Raw genomic sequence first — 17,954 nt, 5'->3', positions numbered from 1 at the left:
GGTCGGTCAAACGTCCTTTTTATCGGTAAGTGGAAAATGGCTGCGGTTCCGTATATCGACCTTTTTTTACACTTTATCCAACAAAAATCGAATGACCGAAAAATGTTGTATTTCAGCGATTTATAACGATATCACCTTCCTTGCCGAGTTAGCTTTATATAACCCAAATCGATGTTATGAAAGCTATTTTAACCTTTTCTCTAGTACTTTTTTTCGGAGGAATTTCCTTAGCTCAGGACGCTAACATCAATCAAAAAGTGGCTACGCTACAAGAAGACGTAGTTTTGGTTGCGTCCTATTTGGAAACCAAGAATGTAAAAGGATTGGATATGAAAGGACAAACCGGAATTACCAGGTTGTACCGTTACAAAAATTCCAGGGTTAAAAGTGCTTTATTTTTCACAACAAAGAACAACAAGCCTAAATTGGCATAAAAATTGATCTACTTAATATACGGTATTTTTGGTACCGTTCACCTTAAAGACAAAGCTATGTTAGTATCCACCACACTTATTGCCACATTATTGATTGCCACGTATTTGGTAGTTTTTCCAAAAACTAAAGGAACGCTTAGACCGATTAAGATTCCGGTAGACCAAAACAAAAGATAAATCTTTGGGAGGGTCAAGCGTACCCTCTTCCTTTTATCATTGTTTTACCCCAGGTTGCTTTATCGAATAATTTTCTTTGGCCTTGGCCTCATCCACCTGGCGTTTTACATCTGCCAACAAGGCCTTTGAGTCATAGATGATTCCGTCCTTGATGGTGTATTTCACCCCGCCAACGCGAACGACCTCATTATCTTCGGTGAGTTTTATGGCGCCCGTTCCGTAAAGTACTTTTAGATTTTTAAGCGGATTTTCTTCGACAATCGCGAAATCTGCGAATTTTCCAATGGCAACACTGCCAATTTTATCATCCATGCCCAGTGCCTCGGCGCCATTCAATGTTGCCGACCTGATAATCTCCAAAGGATGAAAACCGGCCTCGCGTAAGAGCTCCAATTCACGGATGTAGGCGAAACCATAAAGTTGGAAAATGAAACCAGAGTCAGAGCCCGTAGTTACGCGGCCACCCCTATTTTTGTACTCGTTTACGAAGGTCATCCACAGGTCGTAGTTCTTTTTCCAGGCCACTTCCTGCTCGGTACCCCAATCATGCCAGTATGAGCCATGGGAAATCATGCTGGGCTGATAGAACTCCCAAAGGGATGGAAGGGTATAATCCTCATGCCATTCCGCTCTTCGAGCCCTTTGTAAGTCCCTGCTCGCCTCATAAATATTAAAGGTAGGGTCTAGGGTAAAATCAAGCTCCAACAATTCGTTCATTACGTTATTCCAATGCTCTGAATAAGGGGCCGCCGCTTGCGACCAGAGATTGCCCGCATTTTCAAATCGGTGTTGCTCGTTCTGATAGTTGTAGTCCAAAGGATAATCCTGTACCGTTCTATCATCAAATAAGGCTTCTGGAAGCCCGTACCAATGTTCCATGGAGGTCAGGCCTGCACGAGCGGAGTGCAACACGTTCCACCGGGCCACGCTCAATTGCGCGTGATGGCACGCGGAACCCAATCCCAATTTTTTGTTTTCGTCCAATGCGGCGGCCATGATTTCCGGCTCCGCGCCAAAAAACTTGATTCCGTCCGCACCTTTTTTTGCATTGGCCCTCACCCATTCCCGTGCCTGTTCCGAAGTTGAGATTGGGATATCGTTAAGGGGGTTGAAGGACTTGCTAGTCTGCCCAAAACCGGTATAGGCCATGATCCTTGGGGCTATAATTTCATTTTGTTCACTTTTCCTTTTTAGGTCCATCGTGAAGTCTACGCCCCTTCCGCTAGGTTCGCGCACGGTGGTGATGCCATGGGCCATCCAGAGTTTAAAGACATAATCCGGCTCCGCACCTTGGGCCTTTCCACCAATATGGCCGTGCATATCTATGAGTCCGGGCATTAGGTACATGCCCGTACAGTCCAATTCTTTGCCGCCAGGTTTCAATTGCGGTCTATCCGACCCCTTGATCTTTACTCCCGGATAGCCTACCACTTGGATGTCCTTAATAATATTGTTTTCAACAACAATGTCAATGGGTCCTTGTGGGGGAGCGCCATTTCCGTTGATCAGCATTACCCCTCGGATAATGAGCTGTGAATGGGGTCCGTCGCCTTCCAAGGATTGGGCAAAGGCTAGGTTTAAAGAAAAAACTAACAGGACTAAGGGGAGAAGAAATTTGTTCATTTGGTTATAGGTTGATTAAAGCCAAATATTTATTAGGCTTTTTAAATATAGGAAATATCGGGTTATCAGGTGCAGGCCAATGCCCAGTTTCAATTGAATTTGTAAAGACCGTAAATAAGATAGAGGAAATTTAGGCTACTGGGGACAATTGCTGCTTTATTTCCTGAAACTTGATAATATAATTTGTTCCTTTTTTACTTGTATCCTTTTGGATGGATCCTTTAAGTTGCCTAGTAAGGTTGTGAATTAGCTTAAGGCCCAAGGATTTTGAATTTTTGTAGTTTATGGTATCGGGAAAACCAACGCCATTGTCCCCTATATTTAGTACATAATGTCTGTCGATTTCCTTTTTTAGAGCGATATAGATTTCCCCTTCCTGATCATCGGCAAATCCATATTTGAGCGCGTTGGTAACGGCCTCATTGATCAAAAGGCCCAATGGAATGGCCGTATCTATACCTAATTTTATTTCTGGAATATCGATTTTTAACTGTACTTTGCTATCCAGACCTTTTATAGACCGTATCAAATATTCGCTAAGTTCCTGCACATAAGATTTGTACTCGATCTGACTAATATCTTTTCGCATATACAACATTTCATGGACCATAGCCATTGAAATAACCCGGTTTTGGGTGCTCTTTAAAAGATTTCGCATTTGGGTCTCCTCCACATTTCTTGTCTGTAAGCTCAATAGGCTGGACACGGTCTGTAGATTGTTCTTGACCCTGTGGTGTACCTCCTTTAAAAGCATTTCCTTCTCGTACATTTGTCGCGTGAGTTCTTTCTTTGACTTGTAGAGTGCGTTGTGGGACTTCAATAAGTCCTTTCCGAAAATACTGCCTAATAAAAAGAGGGAAAACGACACAGAAATAAGACTAAAAATACTTCTGAACTCAATGGGAACAAGATTTTCCGTAAAGCTCAATTGGGGAAAACTTTGTGAGAATATGAATAGGATTATGGCAAAGGTCAAGTAAAGGAAAAACCTACCGTGTTTACGCGTATTCACATACCCTGCAAAAACCACCAACGCCAGCATAAATATAAAGCTACTATTGATGCCCCCACTGTAAAGCGTTACAATCAAAGCGGCCACAAGGGCCATCAATGATGAGAGGTAGTACGTTATGCTTATTTTTTTGGTGACTTGGTAGATATAGGTATTTGCAAGATTGGCAAGGCCATAGATAAAGAGTACATGTGGGATAATTTCTGTAATGTTCAACAAAAACAGGCAAATTAGTCCGAAAACAATGGCCAAGGCACTGGTGATGTAATTTACCTTTAGAACTAGCTTTGTTTTCTCCCTTAGGTATTCTTGCTCTATATGAGAATCTGGCATACTAACAATTTAAAAAATTGGTAATCAAAGTTTCCACTGTAAATCTAGGTATGTTTTTAACACAATGATAAGATTTTTTGCTTTCACATAGAAATTCAACCTCAAGACTTAGGTTCTTCTTACCTGTGGCTCCAAATCCGTTAATTCGGATATTTTTATGGGTTTACCGGATTGAATGCTTTTTCTTGCTGCAATTCCTATAAGGATGGACATGGCCCCATCCCGGCTACCAGCCGTTCTACCAAATGGGTCCGGTACTTCTGGGTTCACGAATATTTTGTCCTGTAGACGTTTATCGCCACCACCATGGCCGCTTTCTTCCATATCTACTTGAACGGTCTCGAATTCTTGCCAAAGTTTATGCACGACGATTGGTTTTTTGGATACGATTTCCCCTCCGTCCTGTGCCATTTCATTGGCGTGCTTTTCAGCTTCATCTATAGAGGTGTTTTCAAAGTACGGAATATCCAACCAAGCCTCAATTCTACCTTCTGTTCCATTGAAGGCAACCCGCCAACCCTCAAATGGCGAATAGGTCGTTAAGGAATAATTGAGGATGGTATTGTCCGTATACCTGACCTGTGCCGACATTTTATCATATATATCAATGTCTTCCCGAAACAAGCAGTTATCCCGAATATATCCGTCAGCATGTTCGTGATCAACATATAATTTCTTCGAAAATTCATCTTTGTGGATGTCCCAATAAAAAGCACATTCGTTTTTATGATCGCAGGTCCTACAGTTTATTCCTCTAAAAGGACCATTTTTTCCGTAAAATTCCAGATCTCCGTAGGCAAAAACTTCATTGGGTTCTGAGTTGATCCACCAATTGAGCAAATCAAAATGATGCGTGGCCTTGTGTACCCAAAGTGATCCGCTGCTGTCCATTTCTCCATGCCATCTTCTAAAATAAGAAGCCCCGTGATAGGTATTTAAATACCAATTGAAATCTACGGAGACAAGGTCCCCGATTGTTTTATTTGAAATCAGTTCCTTGATCTTGGTAGCATAGGGGCTCCATCTATAATTGAACCCAACGATTAAATTCTTCTTGGACACTTTTTCGGCATCCAATATCTGCTGGCATTTAACCTCATCGATTGTGAGGGGCTTTTCGGTAAGGACATCGCAGCCCATCCCAAGACCTTTGATTATAAATTCATGATGGGTGGAGTCTTTGGTGGTTACGATGACCAGGTCTGGTTTCGTAATGGAAACCATATCTTCAAAGGAAGTGAAGGTGGGACAACTGGCTCCAATATAGGTTTTGCCATATTCCAACCGGCTAGGATTGATGTCACTAAGTCCCACGAATTCCAAAATCTCTGAATACTCGTCCATTAGGCGTTTTCCCCAAAAGGTGATTCCACGGATACCCGTTCCCACTAGGGCAACCTTGAGTTTTTTCGATTTATCAAAGGCAAATGCCTGAATGGGAAAAGCACTGCTTGCGGCCAACATGCTGATGGAAAAAACAAATTCTCTTCTAGAATTTTTCATGGTATAAATTCAAACTATCCTTTTAAAGATATTTAAAATTTATAAAGGTTTGAAGATTATTGGTCTAATATTTCCGGTGCATTGGGGAAGCTTCCAAAAATAAAAAGGCGTTCAATTGAACGCCTCTATACTGAAAAATCTTTGGTTCTAATCTTGAATTAGAACCCATTCCCCTTTCGAAATTAGGGGTTCCGCCTGTTTGAACTTCAGGGTTTTACTTTCTCCGGACATTACATTTTTAATGGTAACCTTTTCATTTCTTCCGATTTTAGGTTGCTCCCGAACGATAGTCTCCGTTACGGCAGGTCGCTGTCGCTGTGTCTGCCCCACGGCCCTGTTTTGCGCCGCCAATTCATCGCTGTTGGGGATTTCCTCTTTGGAAGTCTGTATATTTTCCTTTTTTCTGGGGATGTTTCTAGCCTCTCGGATGTCATTTGGATTGCCTGATGGCAGTTCGCCCTTAAACAAGAAGGAGACAATTTCCTTATTTACCTTTTCGATCATTTGTTTGAAAAGCTCAAAGGCCTCAAACTTATAGATTAATAAAGGGTCTTTTTGTTCGTGCACGGCCAATTGCACGGATTGTTTTAACTCGTCCATCTTTCTAAGATGGGTTTTCCAGGAGTCATCGATGATGGCCAAGGAAATATTTTTTTCAAAATCGGTAACCAATTGCTTACCATCACTCTCATAAGCTTCCTGTAAATTGGTCACTACGTTCAGGGTCTTTACACCGTCCGTAAACGGTACCACGATACGTTCGAAGTTGTTCGCGTTATCTTCGTATACCTTTTTGATTACCGGAAATGCCGTAGCGGCGTTGCGCTCCATTTTTTCCTTGTAATGGTCGTACCCCGCCTTGTAGACGCGTCCGGTTATTTCTTGGGCGCTAAGTTTACCGAATTCTTCCTCGCTGACCGGCGAAGTCATGGAGAAATACTTGATCAGTTCAAACTCAAAGTTTTTAAAATCGTTGGCGGCCTTATTACCCTCTACAATTACCTCACAGGTATCATAGACCATATTGGCAATGTCCACCTTTAGGCGTTCACCTTGCAGGGCATGGCGTCTTCTCTTATAGACCACCTCCCGTTGTGCGTTCATAACGTCATCGTATTCCAACAAACGCTTACGTACGCCAAAGTTGTTCTCCTCCACCTTTTTTTGGGCTCTTTCAATGGATTTCGTCATCATACTGTGTTGGATGACCTCACCCTCTTCCAAGCCCATTTTGTCCATCATTTTAGCAACCCGGTCAGAGCCGAAGAGTCGCATCAGGTTATCTTCCAAGGAAACATAGAACTGTGAACTACCGGGATCCCCTTGACGCCCGGAACGTCCTCGTAGCTGGCGGTCCACACGTCTGGAATCGTGCCGTTCCGTACCAATGATGGCCAAACCACCCGCTTTTTTAACCTCGGGTGTTAGTTTGATATCCGTTCCACGACCCGCCATATTGGTGGCAATGGTCACAACTCCGGGATTACCCGCATCGGCAACGACATCCGCTTCCTTTTTGTGTAATTTGGCGTTCAATACGTTGTGAGGGACTTTTCGTACGCTCAATAATTTTGAAAGTAGTTCCGAAATTTCTACCGATGTGGTACCAATCAACACCGGTCTACCGGCCTGACTCAATTTGGTGACCTCATCGATAATGGCGTTGTACTTTTCACGTTTTGTCTTGTAGATCAAGTCGTTTCTGTCGTCCCTAGCAATTGGCCTATTGGTAGGTATCTCAACGACGTCCAATTTGTAGATTTCCCAGAACTCCCCTGCTTCCGTAATGGCCGTACCGGTCATACCGGCCAATTTGCTATACATCCTAAAATAGTTCTGTAGGGTAACGGTGGCAAAGGTTTGTGTTAAGGCTTCAATCTTCACATTCTCCTTGGCTTCAATGGCCTGATGCAGACCATCGGAATATCTACGACCGTCCATGATACGACCGGTCTGCTCGTCCACGATCATAACCTTATTGTCGATAACTACATACTCCACGTCCTTTTCGAACAAGGTATACGCCTTTAACAGTTGGCTCATGGTGTGTATACGTTCGCTCTTGACGGTAAAGTCCTTGAAAAGTTCCTCCTTTAGTTCGGCCTCTTTCTCTATTTCTAGGTTTTGTTTCTCAATTTTGGCAATTTCAGCACCAATATCGGGCATTACAAAGAAATCCCTGTTCTGCTCTCCGGAGATATAATCGACACCTTTATCCGTAAGCTCTATCTGGTTGTTCTTTTCATCGATTACGAAAAGGAGGTCCTCATCTACCTTTGGCATCTCTCTGTTGTTGTCCTGCATGTAAAAATTCTCCGTTTTTTGGAGCAATTGTTTTACACCCTCCTCGCTAAGGAATTTAATGAGCGCCTTATTTTTAGGTAGGCCCCTATACACACGCAGCAATAAGAAACCACCATCTTTTGTATTGCCCTCCGCGATTAATTTTTTGGCTTCGGCCAGGACACCCGTCAAATGTTGTCTTTGTTTCTGAACGATTTCACTCACCTTGGGTTTAAGTTCATTAAACTCGTGCCTGTCTCCCTCTGGTACGGGTCCGGATATGATCAAGGGTGTACGGGCATCGTCCACCAATACGGAATCCACCTCATCCACAATGGCATAATTATGGGGACGCTGTACCAAATCCTTAGGGGTATGGGCCATATTGTCCCTTAGGTAATCAAAACCGAATTCGTTATTGGTTCCATAGGTGATATCAGCATTGTAAGCGGCCCTTCTACCATCTGAGTTTGGTCTGTGGTGGTCTATACAATCTACGGATAGTCCGTGAAATTCAAAAATGGGTGCCATCCAGGCACTGTCCCTTTTGGCCAGATAATCGTTTACCGTCACCAAATGTGCGCCATTTCCCGTAAGTGCGTTCAAATATAAAGGTAGGGTAGCCACTAAAGTCTTTCCTTCACCTGTCTGCATTTCCGCAATTTTACCTTGGTGCAGGGCGATACCACCTATCAATTGGACATCATAATGTACCATGTCCCAAGTAACCTGTTTCCCAGCGGCATCCCATGAATTCTTCCAAACAGCGTTGTCCCCATCCAGTGATACATATTCTTTTTCACCCGATAATTTACGGTCGTTCTCCGTGGCTTTTACCATTAAGGTTTCGTTTGCCGCGAAGCGTTTTGCCGTTTCCTTTACCACCGCGAAAGCCTCTGGTAAAATTTTGTTCAAGGTCTCTTCCGATAATTTATAGGCATCTTCCTTTAGCTTGTCGATTTCGGTATAGATATCCTCGTTTTTATCAATATCGCTGGATTCCTTTACTTCCTTCTCAAGTTCCGTGATTTTATCGGTAATATCCTTGTAGGAATCCTTTATGGTTTGTTTAAATGTTAGGGTCTTGTTTCTTAGCTCGTCATGGCTTAATTTCTCGAAGTCGCTTTCAAAGGATTTTATCTGATCTACCAAAGGCTGAAGCTCCTTTACATCTTTCTTGGATTTATCACCTACAAAAGCCTTCAGTATAGAATTTATAATACTCATAGTGTGTTTCTAATTTGAGCTGCAATCCGGAACCATAGGATGTACGCCCCGTTTACAAGCTATTATTCGTTATCGATGGAACCATCGATACATCGTCTGTTCAAAAGCCGTTCCAGTGTGCGAAAAACACCGGATTTCTTTTTTAGACTGCCAAAATTACATAAAAAAAAAGCCTCCAAAGAGACTTTTAAGTAGTTATTGTAATATGGGAATATTAATATTCGTCCTCGTTCCAGAGGTAATCTTCTTCCGTTGGGTAATCTGGCCAAATCTCTTCGATAGATTCATAGATTTCACCACCTTCTTCCTCCATGGACTGTAAATTCTCCACAACCTCCAAGGGAGCACCGGTTCTAATAGAGTAATCTATTAACTCATCCTTACTTGCCGGCCAAGGTGCATCACTTAAATAAGATGCTAATTCTAATGTCCAATACATGGTAATTGTTTGATTTTAAAATTTTTGCAAAAATAATTTTTAATTGGAAACGGCCAAGACAATTTATTATTATTTCGACCGAGTTATCAACATATTTTTTGCATTGATAAATTGATAACGCATAAAATGTGAATTTATTAGTCCCTTTTCTCGGGAATCCACTTTATTTCCTCCACTCCCAAATCCATTGACAACTTTCGTGCCAATACAAATAGGTAGTCTGACAGCCTGTTCAAATAGGTAAGAACGGTCTCGTCAAAAGGTTCGTTCTCATACAAAATAGTCGTTTTTCGCTCCGCCCTTCTGCAAACGGTACGCGCAATATGACAGTATGACACAATGGGATGTCCGCCAGGTAAGATAAAATGGGTCATTTGTGGCAAAACCTCGTCCATTTTGTCCATCGCCATTTCAAGGTATAGCACATCGTCGTTACTGATTCTTTCAATGTTCAGGCGTTCCTTGCCATTTTTTAATGTTGCCTTTTGTGGTTCGGTGGCCAATATGGCCCCAACCGTAAAGAGCTTTTTCTGAATAGCTTGCAGTTCGTTCTGGTAATCCTTGGCAATATTTTGGTCCGCAATCAACCCCAGCCATGAATTCAACTCGTCAACGGTTCCGTAACTATCTATCCGAATATGATGTTTTGGGACCCTAGTGCCACCAAACAATGATGTTGTGCCATTATCCCCAGTTTTGGTATAGATTTTCATTTAAATTGTTCTAATTATAGTTGCCGAATGTAAATTGATTTTTTTCAAACGCTATTCGCTTTCCGCTATAAATTATTTTTTGAAGGTCCAGGCTCCTTTATAATTACAGCATGAATGTCAGGTCAAGCCTTTCGGCTCCGCTCAAGATAAACTAAAGTCGAGACCTCATTTTAAACGCTTTAGGTACCATGACCTCTCGACGGCCCTCGAGGAGACATTGGTTTATGACGGTTTACGGATATACAATTTATTTTAACGTTCAAGCTATCTGCCTTCATTCAATCTTCATAATTGGTTAGTCTTCATTCCTTTTTTTTCGTTTGTAATCTCCCATAAACTTGCGCGACTTTCGTTCCCTGGCTTTTCTTTTATTGGTAATGGTAATTACCAAATAGATTGCAAAAACAACCCCCAATACTATGTAAATTGTATTATCCATAATACGTCATTGAATATTTTAAACTCTAATTTTAAAATGTTCCTTGGCCTGTTCCTTTCTAAAAAAAACTAGTCCGCAGTGGAACAGATCCATGGTTACCGACACTTCCGGCAGTTTTTTTATACGTTCCCATGACACCTTTCTCTCCCTGTTCTTATGTATTCCGTTTATCATGAGCATAGTGTCGTTATGATAACTTGCTTTTGAAATTGACTTGAACAGGGTACCATTAACTCCAACATAAATTACATCCAACGGTAAGGTATCAAACGTCAAATGGTCAAAATTAGCGACTAGCTTATCTTTAATATAGTCGTCTGCATCCACAAATCCAATACTTTTATAATTAAAATAAGAAATTGCCTTGGTAAGCACATGCTCTTCAAGGGGGATGTGCCTTTGTCTTTTCGTGTAAAGGCCTTTTGTTAGGAAATTATATACAAACGGTGAATGCACGCCGTGTTCATTGGAGGAGCGAATAATAAATTTGAGATAGGACAGCAACTGGAACACCTTCTTTGGCAAAATTTCCCAAATGTACTAATACCTTTTGTTTTTTAACGATGGATAAAAACTGGAGCCTCGTATTCTAAAATATCGGTTTTTTTATGGGGTAGCCCCAAACCTGCCCTTTGGGCAGGTAGGGATACCGAGGGGATACTGGAATAGGTTAAGCCATTTTAGGACTGTTCGCTTTGGTAGTAAAGGAAAGTTCCTTCTTTACCCTTGAGTTCTTGAACCGGTACAAACGGGCCACTTCCTGTTTTACCTCCATCTTTTTTATCGGAGCCGTTTCGGTAACGATGCGCATTTCGATGGTCTCTACCTTTAGGGTCTCAGGACTGTCCTGGGCACTGGCCGCGGTTCCTATGAAGAAGATGAAGAAGATGGTTGCTACTGTTTTCATGACTTGCGTTTGTTACATTATTATAACTATCGCAAGCGTATTTCAGGGGGTTGCCATTCGTTGAAAAACAGGTGTTTCTCGATAAGCTGCACCGATCCGGATTAAGTGTAAAATTCGCTCGACGAACGTACCTTGCACAAAAAACGGGTTATCGAAAAAAGGTGTTTTTAATCGAGAGATTTCATTTAGGAGTAAGAGGGTTTTCCTGATTTTAGGGAATTGTCAGCCTAATTGGTCTGCCAGTTCGAACCAACGCTCCGTTTTTTGGTCAATGGTATCTGAGAGTTCCCCCAGTTCAATGGAAAGGGCTTCGATTTCTTCGCCACTAAGGGAAGTGTCCGTAAACTTATCCTGGATTTCCAGTTTCTTGGCTTCCAATTGCTTTATTTCCTTTTCCAAGTTTTTGTATTCCTTTTGTTCCAAGTAGGAAAGCTTGTTCTTTTCAGGTTCCTTCCAGGTAGTTTTAACAGGTTCCGATTTCTCCTTCTGTTCCCGCTGCTCGATTACCTTGCTATCTTCATAGGCGCGATAATCTGAATAATTGCCCGGAAAATCTTCAATCACTCCTTCGCCCTTAAAGACAAAAAGATGATCTACGATCTTGTCCATAAAATAACGGTCATGGGACACTACAATGAGGCATCCAGGGAAATCCAGGAGAAAACTTTCAAGGACGTTCAATGTGACAATGTCCAGATCGTTCGTCGGTTCGTCCAATATTAAAAAATTGGGATTTTGAATCAGAACGGTACAGAGATATAGACGTTTTCGTTCCCCACCGCTTAGCTTTTCAACAAAGTCATATTGCTTTTTACGATCAAAAAGAAATCGTTCCAATAATTGCTGGGCCGATATTTGTCTTCCTTTCATCAGCGGAATATAATCCCCAAATTCCCGTATGACATCGATGACCTTTTGGCCTTCCTTGATCTGTATTCCCTTTTGGGTGTAATATCCAAACTTGATAGTGTCGCCTATAACCACCTTGCCGTTATCCGGTTTGTCCCTTCCCGTTAGGATATTCAAAAAGGTCGACTTTCCGGTTCCGTTTTTTCCGATGATTCCTACACGCTCCCCTTTGGTAAAGGAATAGTCGAACTTTTCCAGAATAACCTTATTGGGATAGGATTTGGAGACTTTATGGATTTCGATGATCTTGTTGCCCATCCGTTCCATATTCAGCTCCAATTGTACTTCATGTTCCTTTCTGCGCTGGCTTGCTTTTTCCTTGATGACGTGAAAGTCGTCTATGCGGGATTTGGACTTTGTGGTCCGTGCCTTGGGCTGTCTACGCATCCAGGAAAGTTCCTTTTTATAAAGGATTTCCGTCTTGTGCTGTTCAACGGCTTCCAGTTCCAAACGCGCCTCTTTCTTTTCCAAATAATAGGAGTAGTTTCCTTTGTAGGGATAGAGCTTTCCGTTTTCCAACTCTATAATTTCGTTGCAGACCCTTTCCAAAAAATAACGATCATGGGTCACCATGAAGAGCGTAAGGTTTTCTTTCTTAAAATATTCCTCGAGCCATTCTATCATTTCCAGGTCCAGATGGTTGGTGGGTTCGTCCAGAATGAGCAGATCAGGCCTGTTGATAAGTGCATTGGCCAGGGCCAATCTTTTTTTCTGCCCTCCGGAGAGTTTTCCCACCTTGGCATGTAAATCTTCCAGTTTTAACTTAAAAAGAATCTGCTTGTATTGGGTTTCAAAGTCCCAGGCTTCAAATCGATCCATGGCCTCAAAGGCTTTTTGATAGGCTTCGGTGTCCTCTGGATTTGAAAGGGCTTTTTCATAATTGGCAATTACTTTAAGGATTTCATTATCCGAAGCGAATATGGTCTCCTCCACGGTCAAATCGGCATTCATGACCGGTTCCTGGTCCAAAAACGAAACCCTTATTCCTTTGCGATAATTCACCTGACCTGAATCCGGCTGGTCACTACCTGATAATATATTCAATATGGAAGTCTTTCCAGTACCGTTTTTGGCGATAAGGGCAATTTTTTGGTTTTTGTTGATGCCAAAAGACAAATCCTGAAAGAGCACTAGCTCCCCATAGGATTTGGAAATATTTTCAACGGTAAGTAGGTTCATTTTTAGGAGTTAGGAGTTAGGAGTTAGGAGTTAGGTTTTAGGGGTTAGGAATTGGACAGGCCATTAAAATAAGACCACAAAAATAGATATCTAAGGGCCAAAGACAACAAAATAAAGATCAAGAGTATGGAAAACACCTGAAATTCTATCAGCCATAATAGAACGGTGAGGGCTAGAAATCCCAAGAGTGCCAAGATATACCATCTTATCCGGTTTGGCACCGAATTTTTAATCAAAAGAAAGGCTACAAAAAGGTTCGGAGCAAAGGCCCATAACAAGTTAAAATTCATTTTGGTGGCATCGTGGTCCGTAAAGAACCAAAGAAACACGATTACTAGGCCCGCCAAACCGGTTAGCAGGAACAACACAAAGTCGAGCCACTTTGTTCTCTTTTTAGCCCGATGGTCTTTATAGCTTATAAAACCCACCACCAAAAAGAGCAGTAAGAGCCAAAAAATTGGGGATAGCAAAAATGGGGTGGGGTAGGACTGTGGTGGGATATCCACCAAAACAGATTCCCTTTTCACTATAGGTTTTCCCGCCAGCGAAGTATGTTTCATTTGTTCATACACATACAGGGGTAAGAACATAAGTTCATAAGGTGTCGCTTCCCGGTCGATTACGGCACCCAAGGCCAAATCGATGCCGAAATTCGACCACGAGTTAATTTCTAAATTTTGATGTATCAATTCCCTAAAAGTAAATTCTTCCTCAAGGTGGGAAAAGTTGAACTGAAGTGAAGGGCCTAAGGTTTTTTCAAAGACTAGGGGTATTCTGGTGGCGCAGTTATCAAAAAGAAAATCATATTGGTACTTCCTATTTTCCGGTAAAAGATTGTTTTCCAGAAAGACCACAATGGCTGTTCTCTTTTCTAGGTCAAGGTCCAGTTCCTGTTCCCGGACCCAACGTTTTTCAATTTCATAACTTCTTTTGAAATAAGAAAATGGCATCCTCGATATGGTATACGCCAGTTTCCCCCTGGTGAAATTCAAATAAAAGTTGGGGTCCTCAAAATCATAGGTGCCATAGCCATACACTTCGTCGATTCCCAAGGAAGCGTCCTGAAACCGAATGGCACTATGCCCAAATTTGGCAGCAAGCTCTTCCCCGGTTCCTACGGTCAACAGACTAATTTTGGAAAGGGGCGAAAGTTGGTTTTTCTGGGAATGTCCAGCAAAACCTACAATCAAAACCAGAAAAATTAGGACGGTCCTTTGAAACATAGTCGAAAAGCATGGATGCTACCGCAAAGATGCGAATAATAACCAATTTATGTTATTTTTACTCGAAATCGAAGTTGCTAACAAATACCGGTTTTAAACGACATGCAAAAACACCTTCCCAATTTTATTACGCTTTTGAATGTCTTTTGTGGCTGTGTGGCCACCGTTTTTGCTGTTTTGAACAATTTGGAAATGGCAGCCCTATTTGTGGCTTTAGGTATTTTCTTTGATTTTTTCGACGGACTTGCGGCACGGGTCTTGGATGTGAAAAGCGAATTGGGATTGCAGCTGGACTCCCTCGCCGATGTTATTACGAGCGGACTTGTACCGGGTGTGGTTATGTTTCAGTTGCTGGCCATGTCCCAAAGTGGCGGTTGGAATCTGAACGGGGCCTCTTTTTTGGGGGAATCTGGGGTGGATTGGGTTTCCTATTTGCCATTTTTTGGGTTTGTGATTACCATGGCGTCCGCCTATCGTCTGGCCAAATTTAACTTGGACGAGAATCAGGTATCGTCCTTTATAGGCTTGCCAACACCTGCCAATGCCCTGCTCATTATTTCCCTTCCACTAATCCTTTTTTACAATGGAAGCGAAAGTGTCAATGCCATTATATTACATCCATGGTTTTTAGTGCTCCTCACCATTTTAAGTGCCTATTTGCTCAATTGCAACCTTCCGCTTTTTGCCTTAAAGTTTAAAAACTGGAGCTTTAAGGACAATGCGCTACGCTATATTTTTCTGACCATAAGTTTGGTCATGATCATCACCATGAAATTTTTGGCCATACCTTTTATCATCCTATTTTACATTCTCAGTTCCTTGGTGCAGGAAAAATTTTCAAAATAAAAAGGATGTCCAAATCAAATCATAATGAATCCATCGAATATTGGTTACGGGGTCCCGTGGAGGGAATACCCTCTCTTTTACAACCGGCCTCACATGCCCTGCTGCAATCCAACAAGGATCTTTATGATTATTTGGCAGATTTTCCGGAGGTATTTCTTTGGGAAAAATTGGAAGATAGGGCATCCGTTGGGTTTCATATACAGCACATGACGGGCGTATTGGATAGAATGATGACGTACGCCAAAGGAACTTCGCTCACGGATGCCCAATTCGAGTATCTTAAAAACGAGGGGGTGCCTAACAACAATTCGACCTTAAACAATTTAATGGCTGATTTTACAAAACAAATGGAAATTATGCTTGGGTATTTTAAGGGCCTTTCCGAGGATACCTTAAAAGAAGCAAGATTCGTTGGAAGAAAAAAATTACCTTCTACGGTTTTGGGATTGCTGTTTCATGCAGCGGAGCATAGTCAGCGCCATATAGGACAATTACTGGTCACCGCTAGTGTGTTAAAATCCCAGCGTACGAGGATAAATTAATTTTTTTTAAAAGTTGTGAAGATTACACCAAGAATAGAAGAAAGTAAAGCGAGGAAATTAATTGGTGTGTCGTGCCACATGAGCATTTTGAATAATAGGACGGCTGAACTCTGGAGCGGTTTTCGGCCAAGGGTTTCGGAGATTTTCCATAGGGTTTCACCCGATTTTATTTCCCTCCAAAACTATCCCGAAGACTATTTCAGGCATTTTGACCCAAAGAAGTCTTTTGAAAAATGGGCCGCCGTGGAAGTATTGGAGGTATCCAATATCCCTAAGGGTATGCAGTTTTTTGAGTTGCCTGCTGGAAAATATGCGGTTTTTGAATACAAAGGGACAAGTAGTGACCCTCGCATATTTCAATACATCTATAATGAGTGGCTGCCGACTTCTAGATACCGGTTGGACCACAGGCCCCATTTTGAGGTGCTAGGTGAAAAGTATAAAAATAACGATCCCAATTCCGAAGAGCAGATTTGGGTTCCAATCCTGGACTATTAATGGATACCGAAAAAAGAGCTCCATGGTATTATTTGGCATTGTTGATTTTGGCTGGAGAAAGTGTTTTTATTTTGCCCTTCGTCCTTCAACGTGTATTTAGGCCTACCGTTTTGAAGGTTTTTCAACTGAACAATACGGAATTGGGTCTTTGCTTTTCCGTGTATGGGGTAGTCGCCTTGGTTTCTTATTTCTTTGGTGGGCCCTTGGCGGATAAATACCCGCCAAGAAAGTTGATCGCCCTAGGCCTTTGGACAACGGCCGCAGGCGGATTGTATTTTGCCACCTTTCCCGAATTTCATTACTTACAGATACTCTACGGTTATTGGGGTTTTACCACTATTTTCCTTTTTTGGTCGCCCATGATAAAGGCCACAAGGGTCTGGGGCGGACGTAATTCCCAAGGAAAGGCATACGGATTTTTGGATGGGGGAAGGGGGCTTGTGGGGGCACTTTTCGGGACCTTGGGCGTATTGGTTTTTTCTTGGTTTATGGCCGATAATATAGAAAGTGCCAACCTCGCCGATAGTCGGTTTGCGTTCCGCAAGGTACTTTTGGTATCATCCACAATTGTGGCATTCGTGGGCATTTTGGTCTGGGTGTTTATGAAACTGCCAGACCGTTTGGAAAGGGAAATCGTTCTGGAAAAAATATCCATGTCACAAATTGGACAAGTACTAAAATTACCATCGGTTTTATTGTTGATGGTCATCATACTTTGCGCCTACGTGGGGTATAAACTAACCGATGTTTTTTCGCTCTATGCAAGTGAAATCATGCTGTACGATGATGTGGATGCCGCCAAGACCGGAGCTTTTCTGTTTTATGTGAGGCCCGTAGTGGGAATCTGCATCGGTATCATCGCGGATCGTTCCCTACCTAGTTATTGGCTGTTTGTGAGTTTTGTCGTTTCTTTTTTTGGTGCCATGCTATTCGCCTTGGGCTTTGTAGTGGATACATCGGTGTTGCTATTTCTTTTTTCAATATTAATCGTCACCTCAGGAATTTATGCGGCCAGGGCCCTATATTTTGCGGTTATGGAGAGTGGAAGGATACCACTGGTTTTGACGGGAACCGCGGTGGGACTTATATCGGTAATAGGCTATACCCCAGATATATTCGCTGGCGCTGCCATGGGCCTATTGTTGGATGCGAGTCCCGGATTGAAGGGACATCAGCATGTTTTTTATATGATCGCGGGCTTTTCCTTTGTGGGAGCGTTGGCAGCCTACAGGTATTACAAATTATACAGAAAGGATGGAAAGAAAATTTCCTAGGAACCTGCAATTGGTCCTATCCGGAATCATTGTCATTTTGGCGGGTCTGTTTTATGGACTCCATCCGTCATATGTGATGCCGTTGACCTTTAAGTTTGAAGTCGAAGCCTTGGCTTTAAAGAATATTTTCAGGGCCATTATGGGCATTTACCTCGGGTTGGGTATCTATTGGCTAATGGGCGCATTTCGTCAGGAGTTGTGGAAATCAGCCACACTGTGCAACGTGCTATTTATGGGTGGTATCGCTTCAGGTAGATTGATCAGCTTGCTTTGGGATGGTTTTGGTTTACCATTTTTCGTCGCCATGGTTTTGGAACTGATTTTTATGGTTTGGGGATTTTATAACTTGAAAGCCTTTAAGTCCTACGTCGGTAAATAAATAAAACCATTAAT

The 17,954-nt window shown here is 42.2% G+C and carries 16 protein-coding genes; 6 read left to right on the top strand and 10 right to left on the bottom strand.

Going from position 1 to position 17,954, the window contains the following annotated elements; all coding sequences use genetic code 11:
* Positions 1 to 176: 176 nt before the first annotated feature.
* A complete protein-coding gene (locus tag F0361_RS00320; RefSeq protein WP_154916696.1) occupies positions 177 to 434 on the top strand; it encodes a hypothetical protein in 258 nt (85 codons plus the stop codon).
* Positions 435 to 647: 213 nt separating this feature from the next.
* Here F0361_RS00320 and F0361_RS00315 read toward each other — a convergent pair whose 3' ends face one another.
* From F0361_RS00315 to F0361_RS00270, 10 genes are all read right to left on the bottom strand, one after another.
* Positions 648 to 2,234 (bottom strand): amidohydrolase family protein, encoded by a 1,587-nt coding sequence (locus F0361_RS00315; protein ID WP_154916694.1) that lies wholly within the window; start codon positions 2,232 to 2,234, stop codon positions 648 to 650.
* Between the two features lie 130 nt (positions 2,235 to 2,364).
* On the bottom strand, positions 2,365 to 3,579 hold the full coding sequence (locus F0361_RS00310; protein ID WP_154916692.1) for a sensor histidine kinase: 1,215 nt from the start codon (positions 3,577 to 3,579) through the stop codon (positions 2,365 to 2,367).
* Positions 3,580 to 3,687: 108 nt separating this feature from the next.
* Positions 3,688 to 5,082, bottom strand: coding sequence for a Gfo/Idh/MocA family protein (locus F0361_RS00305; RefSeq protein ID WP_154916690.1), 1,395 nt, complete (start codon positions 5,080 to 5,082; stop codon positions 3,688 to 3,690).
* 147 nt (positions 5,083 to 5,229) lie between these two features.
* Positions 5,230 to 8,592, bottom strand: coding sequence for a preprotein translocase subunit SecA (gene secA / locus F0361_RS00300; protein WP_154916689.1), 3,363 nt, complete (start codon positions 8,590 to 8,592; stop codon positions 5,230 to 5,232).
* A 214-nt stretch (positions 8,593 to 8,806) separates the two neighbouring features.
* Positions 8,807 to 9,031 (bottom strand): DUF2795 domain-containing protein, encoded by a 225-nt coding sequence (locus tag F0361_RS00295; RefSeq protein ID WP_027064442.1) that lies wholly within the window; start codon positions 9,029 to 9,031, stop codon positions 8,807 to 8,809.
* A gap of 137 nt (positions 9,032 to 9,168) precedes the next feature.
* The gene (locus F0361_RS00290) at positions 9,169 to 9,744 is read right to left on the bottom strand and encodes a cob(I)yrinic acid a,c-diamide adenosyltransferase (protein ID WP_154916687.1); all 576 of its coding nucleotides are present in this window, start codon (positions 9,742 to 9,744) and stop codon (positions 9,169 to 9,171) included.
* Positions 9,745 to 10,201: 457 nt separating this feature from the next.
* Positions 10,202 to 10,708: a hypothetical protein gene (locus F0361_RS00285; protein ID WP_154916685.1), complete on the bottom strand. Its 507-nt coding sequence runs from the start codon at positions 10,706 to 10,708 to the stop codon at positions 10,202 to 10,204.
* A gap of 145 nt (positions 10,709 to 10,853) precedes the next feature.
* Positions 10,854 to 11,090, bottom strand: coding sequence for a hypothetical protein (locus tag F0361_RS00280; protein ID WP_154916683.1), 237 nt, complete (start codon positions 11,088 to 11,090; stop codon positions 10,854 to 10,856).
* 222 nt (positions 11,091 to 11,312) lie between these two features.
* Positions 11,313 to 13,178 carry an ABC-F family ATP-binding cassette domain-containing protein gene (locus tag F0361_RS00275; protein WP_154916682.1) on the bottom strand — a complete coding sequence of 622 codons (1,866 nt, stop codon included), beginning with the start codon at positions 13,176 to 13,178 and terminating at the stop codon, positions 11,313 to 11,315.
* 44 nt (positions 13,179 to 13,222) lie between these two features.
* Complete coding sequence (locus tag F0361_RS00270) at positions 13,223 to 14,368, bottom strand: lipoprotein N-acyltransferase Lnb domain-containing protein (RefSeq protein ID WP_246160778.1); 1,146 nt, start codon at positions 14,366 to 14,368, stop codon at positions 13,223 to 13,225.
* 135 nt (positions 14,369 to 14,503) lie between these two features.
* Between F0361_RS00270 and F0361_RS00265 the strand changes: the two genes are divergently transcribed.
* From F0361_RS00265 to F0361_RS00245, 5 genes are read left to right on the top strand one after another with little or no spacing between them, the layout of a single operon-like run.
* Positions 14,504 to 15,247 carry a CDP-alcohol phosphatidyltransferase family protein gene (locus F0361_RS00265; protein WP_211361129.1) on the top strand — a complete coding sequence of 248 codons (744 nt, stop codon included), beginning with the start codon at positions 14,504 to 14,506 and terminating at the stop codon, positions 15,245 to 15,247.
* A gap of 5 nt (positions 15,248 to 15,252) precedes the next feature.
* Positions 15,253 to 15,789 (top strand): DinB family protein, encoded by a 537-nt coding sequence (locus F0361_RS00260; protein WP_154916676.1) that lies wholly within the window; start codon positions 15,253 to 15,255, stop codon positions 15,787 to 15,789.
* A gap of 15 nt (positions 15,790 to 15,804) precedes the next feature.
* A complete protein-coding gene (locus F0361_RS00255) occupies positions 15,805 to 16,287 on the top strand; it encodes a GyrI-like domain-containing protein (RefSeq protein WP_211361128.1) in 483 nt (160 codons plus the stop codon).
* Complete coding sequence (locus tag F0361_RS00250; RefSeq protein WP_154916674.1) at positions 16,287 to 17,561, top strand: MFS transporter; 1,275 nt, start codon at positions 16,287 to 16,289, stop codon at positions 17,559 to 17,561. The genes F0361_RS00255 and F0361_RS00250 overlap by 1 nt, the downstream gene beginning before the upstream one ends.
* Positions 17,542 to 17,940 carry a DUF4345 domain-containing protein gene (locus tag F0361_RS00245; protein WP_154916672.1) on the top strand — a complete coding sequence of 133 codons (399 nt, stop codon included), beginning with the start codon at positions 17,542 to 17,544 and terminating at the stop codon, positions 17,938 to 17,940. The genes F0361_RS00250 and F0361_RS00245 overlap by 20 nt, the downstream gene beginning before the upstream one ends.
* The last annotated feature ends 14 nt before the right edge of the window (positions 17,941 to 17,954 follow it).

Origin of the sequence: Maribacter flavus (assembly GCF_008386635.1) — a bacterium.
Classification (GTDB): domain Bacteria; phylum Bacteroidota; class Bacteroidia; order Flavobacteriales; family Flavobacteriaceae; genus Maribacter; species Maribacter flavus.
Note: the sequence above shows the minus strand (reverse complement) of the source record. Positions and strands in the feature narration are given on the sequence as shown.

Bases quoted from the DNA above. Each gene is read 5' to 3' on its own strand.
- F0361_RS00310 (WP_154916692.1), bottom strand. From the start codon at position 3,579: ATGCCAGATTCTCATATAGAGCAAGAATACCTAAGGGAGAAAACAAAG.
- F0361_RS00295 (WP_027064442.1), bottom strand. From the start codon at position 9,031: ATGTATTGGACATTAGAATTAGCATCTTATTTAAGTGATGCACCTTGG.
- F0361_RS00280 (WP_154916683.1), bottom strand. From the start codon at position 11,090: ATGAAAACAGTAGCAACCATCTTCTTCATCTTCTTCATAGGAACCGCG.
- secA (WP_154916689.1), bottom strand. From the start codon at position 8,592: ATGAGTATTATAAATTCTATACTGAAGGCTTTTGTAGGTGATAAATCC.
- F0361_RS00305 (WP_154916690.1), bottom strand. From the start codon at position 5,082: ATGAAAAATTCTAGAAGAGAATTTGTTTTTTCCATCAGCATGTTGGCC.
- F0361_RS00245 (WP_154916672.1), top strand. From the start codon at position 17,542: ATGGAAAGAAAATTTCCTAGGAACCTGCAATTGGTCCTATCCGGAATC.
- F0361_RS00275 (WP_154916682.1), bottom strand. From the start codon at position 13,178: ATGAACCTACTTACCGTTGAAAATATTTCCAAATCCTATGGGGAGCTA.
- F0361_RS00315 (WP_154916694.1), bottom strand. From the start codon at position 2,234: ATGAACAAATTTCTTCTCCCCTTAGTCCTGTTAGTTTTTTCTTTAAAC.
- F0361_RS00320 (WP_154916696.1), top strand. From the start codon at position 177: ATGAAAGCTATTTTAACCTTTTCTCTAGTACTTTTTTTCGGAGGAATT.
- F0361_RS00265 (WP_211361129.1), top strand. From the start codon at position 14,504: ATGCAAAAACACCTTCCCAATTTTATTACGCTTTTGAATGTCTTTTGT.
- F0361_RS00290 (WP_154916687.1), bottom strand. From the start codon at position 9,744: ATGAAAATCTATACCAAAACTGGGGATAATGGCACAACATCATTGTTT.
- F0361_RS00260 (WP_154916676.1), top strand. From the start codon at position 15,253: ATGTCCAAATCAAATCATAATGAATCCATCGAATATTGGTTACGGGGT.
- F0361_RS00250 (WP_154916674.1), top strand. From the start codon at position 16,287: ATGGATACCGAAAAAAGAGCTCCATGGTATTATTTGGCATTGTTGATT.